This window comes from Roseicyclus sp. (assembly GCF_052168335.1).
In the GTDB taxonomy this organism is placed as follows: Bacteria; Pseudomonadota; Alphaproteobacteria; order Rhodobacterales; family Rhodobacteraceae; genus Roseibacterium.
Map to the genome: position 1 here is coordinate 1 of NZ_JBQLZP010000371.1, position 3,685 is coordinate 3,685.

Genomic DNA, 3,685 nt, shown 5'->3' on the forward strand with positions numbered 1-3,685 from the left:
CGCGTCCGTCCCGTCTATCATTCCGCCCGAAGGAGTGGCAAGCGCGCGCCCGCGGCGCCGCGCGGGGCGCTTTGCGATTGAAAACCGCGCGGTTCCGGCCATATATCAAGGGATGTAGGCTCAGGATGGCAGGTCGATGACCCCCCAGGCACTGGAACGCGGCAGGAACTGGCTGGAGAAGGGTGCGCTCAGGCCCACCCGGCAGCGGCTGACGCTCGCCTCGCTCCTCGTCGGCGACGGGGAGAACCGGCACGTCACCGCCGAGGGCCTGCACGACGCCGTCCTCGACAGCGGCGACCGCGTGTCGCTGGCCACCGTCTACAACACGCTGCGGGCCTTCTGCGACGCCGGCCTGATGCAGGAGGTGACGGTCGACGGCAGCCGGTCCTACTTCGACACGCGCGTCGACGACCACCCGCATTTCTACCGCGAGGACGACGGGACGCTGTGCGACGCGCCCTCGAAGGGCCTCGAGATCGCGTCGCTGCCCTCCGTTCCCGAGGGCTACGAGATCGCACGGGTCGATGTGGTGATCCGGCTCCGCAAGACGCGCTGAGCGCTCCACGGGCGCTGCGCCGGAAAAGCCGGCTTTTCCGGGCGCGATCCGCGCGCGGATCGCTTCCCCCCTAGCCAAGCCGCGCGCGAGAGGCTAACGGCTCGGGCCAACCCTCCCCTTCCGGCCGGAACCCCCATGGACCTGCGAAACATCGCCATCATCGCCCATGTCGACCACGGCAAGACCACGCTCGTCGACAACCTCCTGAAACAGTCCGGCTCCTTCCGCGAGAACCAGGCCGTGGCCGAGCGCGCCATGGATTCGAACGACCTCGAGCGCGAGCGCGGGATCACGATCCTCGCCAAGGCGACCTCGGTGGAGTGGAAGGGCACGCGCATCAACATCGTGGATACGCCCGGACACGCCGATTTCGGCGGCGAGGTGGAGCGCATCCTCTCGATGGTGGACGGCGTGGTGCTGCTGGTCGACGCCGCCGAAGGACCGATGCCGCAGACGAAGTTCGTCACGCAGAAGGCGCTCGCCCTGGGGCTCAGGCCCATCGTCGTGCTGAACAAGGTCGACAAGCCCGACGCCGAGCCCGACCGCGCGCTCGACGAGGTCTTCGACCTCTTCGCCGCGCTCGACGCCGACGAGGACCAGCTCGACTTCCCGCATCTCTACGCGAGCGGTCGCGCGGGCTGGGCCGATGCCGAGCTCGACGGGGCGCGCAGGAACCTCGACGCGCTCTTCAACCTGATCGTCCGCCACGTGCCGCCGCCCCGGCAGCTCAGGCATGTCGACGAGGATTTCCGGATGCTGGCGACGACCCTCGGCGCCGACCCGTTCATCGGGCGCATCCTGACGGGCCGCGTCGAGGCGGGCCGCGTGAAGGCGGGGGCGACGGTCAAGGCGCTCTCGCGCCACGGCGAGACGATCGAGCGCTTCCGCGTCTCGAAGATCCAGGCCTTCCGCGGCCTCGCGCTGCAGGAGATCGAGGAGGCGAGCGCGGGCGACATCGTCACGCTCGCGGGCATGTCGAAAGCGACGGTCGCCGACACGATCTGCGCGCTCGCCGTCGAGACGCCGCTGCCTGCCCAGCCCATCGACCCGCCGACGATCAGCGTGACCTTCGGCATCAACGACAGCCCGCTCGCGGGCCGCGATGGCAAGAAGGTGCAGTCCCGCGTCATCCGCGAGCGGCTGATGAAGGAGGCCGAGAGCAACGTGGCGATCCGCGTCTCCGACACGCCGGGCGGCGAGGCCTTCGAGGTCGCGGGACGCGGCGAACTGCAGATGGGCGTCCTGATCGAGAACATGCGCCGCGAGGGCTTCGAGCTCTCGATCTCGCGCCCGCAGGTGATCCTGCGCGAGCAGGACGGCGTCACCGTCGAGCCCGTCGAGGAGGTCACGATCGACGTCGACGACGACTATACCGGCGCCGTGATCGAGAAGATCACCGGCCCCCGCAAGGGCGAGATGGTGGACATGCGCCCATCGGGCACGGGCAAGACGCGGATCATCGCCCATGTCCCCTCGCGCGGGCTCATCGGCTATCACGGGGAGTTCCTGACCGACACGCGCGGGACGGGCGTGCTGAACCGCGTCTTCCATTCCTGGCAGCCCCACAAGGGAGCCATCCCGGGGAGGCGCGCGGGCGTGCTGATCTCGATGGAGAACGGCCAGGCCGTGGCCTATGCGCTCTGGGGGCTGGAGGACCGGGGGCGGATGTTCATCGGACCCCAGGAGGAGGTCTACGAGGGCATGATCATCGGCGAGCACAGCCGCGACAACGACCTCGAGGTGAACCCGCTCAAGGGCAAGAAGCTGACCAACATCCGCGCGAGCGGATCCGACGAGGCCGTGCGCCTGACGCCTCCCGTGCGCATGTCGCTCGAGGAGGCCATCGCCTATATCGACGACGACGAGCTGGTGGAGGTCACGCCGAACGCGATCCGGCTGCGCAAGCGCTTCCTCGACCCGCAGGAGCGCAAGCGCCAGTCCCGCGCGGCGGTGTGACACCACCCCCCCGAAACGACGAAGAACGGCGCCCCGGGGGCGCCGTTTTTTTCGTTTCCCAGAAGCGCGGTCAGTCCCCGTCGGATGCCGACCCCGGGTTCGGCAACAGGTGATCCATGCTCATCGAGGGCTGGTCGCAGCCCGCCTCCCCCACGATCCGCGCCGGCACGCCGGCCACCGTCTTGCAGGGCGGCACCTCGTGCAGCACGACCGATCCCGCCGCGATCCGGCTGCAATTGCCGATCCGGATGTTGCCCAGCACCTTCGCCCCCGCGCCGATCAGCACGCCGTCGCCGATCTTCGGATGGCGGTCCTCGGTCTCCTTGCCGGTGCCTCCGAGCGTGACCGAATGCAGCATCGACACATTGTCGCCCACCACCGCCGTCTCGCCGATGACGATGGAATGGGCGTGGTCGATCATGATGCCCTTGCCGATCCGCGCGGCCGGGTGGATGTCGATCCCGAAGACCTCGGAGACCCGCATCTGGATGAAATACGCGAAATCCTTGCGGCCTTCCGTCCAGAGCCAATGGCCCACCCGGTAGGCCTGCACGGCCTGGAACCCCTTGAAGTAGAGGAGCGGCTGGAGAAACCGGTGGCAGGCCGGGTCGCGGTCGTAGACGGCGACGATGTCGGCACGCGCCGCCGCGCCGAGCTCGGGCGCCACGCGATAGGCCTCGTCGGCGATCTCGCGCAGGATCTGCTCGGACATCTCGCTCGAGGCGAGCTTCTGCGCGAGGCGATAGGCCAGCGCGCTCTCGAGATTCCTGTGATGCAGGATGCACGAATGCAGGACGCCGCCGAGGAGCGGCTCCTCGCCAACGGCGGCCTCGGCCTCCTCGGTGATCCGGCGCCAGACGGGGTCGAGCTCGGAGATGCGGGTCTGGGTCACGGCCATGTCGGCCTCCTCTGCGTCGCGGCTTCGTTTGGACAATAGCGCATGGGGCGGCATGGGTCCAACGCTCCGGCTCCCCCTTGCCGGGGTTCCGCCGCCCTCCTGCCGGCAAGGCCCGGCGAACGCACACGGCACGGGCTGCCCGGCGCGACACGCACCGAAGGCCCGGAACGGCCTCGAGGACGACGGGACCGGAAGCCAGCCCCGCCCCCGCCCCGCACCCCGCCCCTCCTTCATCCTGGGGAAAAAACTCCCGCCGGAGGCCCCGGCGCGGCCGA

3 protein-coding genes are annotated in these 3,685 nt (G+C 69.5%); 2 read left to right on the plus strand and 1 reads right to left on the minus strand.

The features are described 5' to 3' along the window. Positions 1-136 precede the first annotated feature (136 nt). Entirely contained in the window at positions 137-556 is a 420-nt protein-coding gene (gene irrA / locus ACTS11_RS11390) for an iron response transcriptional regulator IrrA (protein WP_442640433.1), read from the plus strand. A 135-nt stretch (positions 557-691) separates the two neighbouring features. After that, complete coding sequence (typA, locus tag ACTS11_RS11395; RefSeq protein WP_442640434.1) at positions 692-2,512, plus strand: translational GTPase TypA; 1,821 nt, start codon at positions 692-694, stop codon at positions 2,510-2,512. Between the two features lie 70 nt (positions 2,513-2,582). Here the strand turns inward: typA and cysE are convergent, their stop codons facing one another. After that, positions 2,583-3,410: a serine O-acetyltransferase gene (gene cysE / locus ACTS11_RS11400; RefSeq protein ID WP_442640435.1), complete on the minus strand. Its 828-nt coding sequence runs from the start codon at positions 3,408-3,410 to the stop codon at positions 2,583-2,585. Positions 3,411-3,685: the final 275 nt, after the last annotated feature.

Coding starts and splice junctions, on each gene's coding strand:
- cysE (WP_442640435.1), bottom strand. CDS start 3,410: ATGGCCGTGACCCAGACCCGCATCTCCGAGCTCGACCCCGTCTGGCGC.
- irrA (WP_442640433.1), top strand. CDS start 137: ATGACCCCCCAGGCACTGGAACGCGGCAGGAACTGGCTGGAGAAGGGT.
- typA (WP_442640434.1), top strand. CDS start 692: ATGGACCTGCGAAACATCGCCATCATCGCCCATGTCGACCACGGCAAG.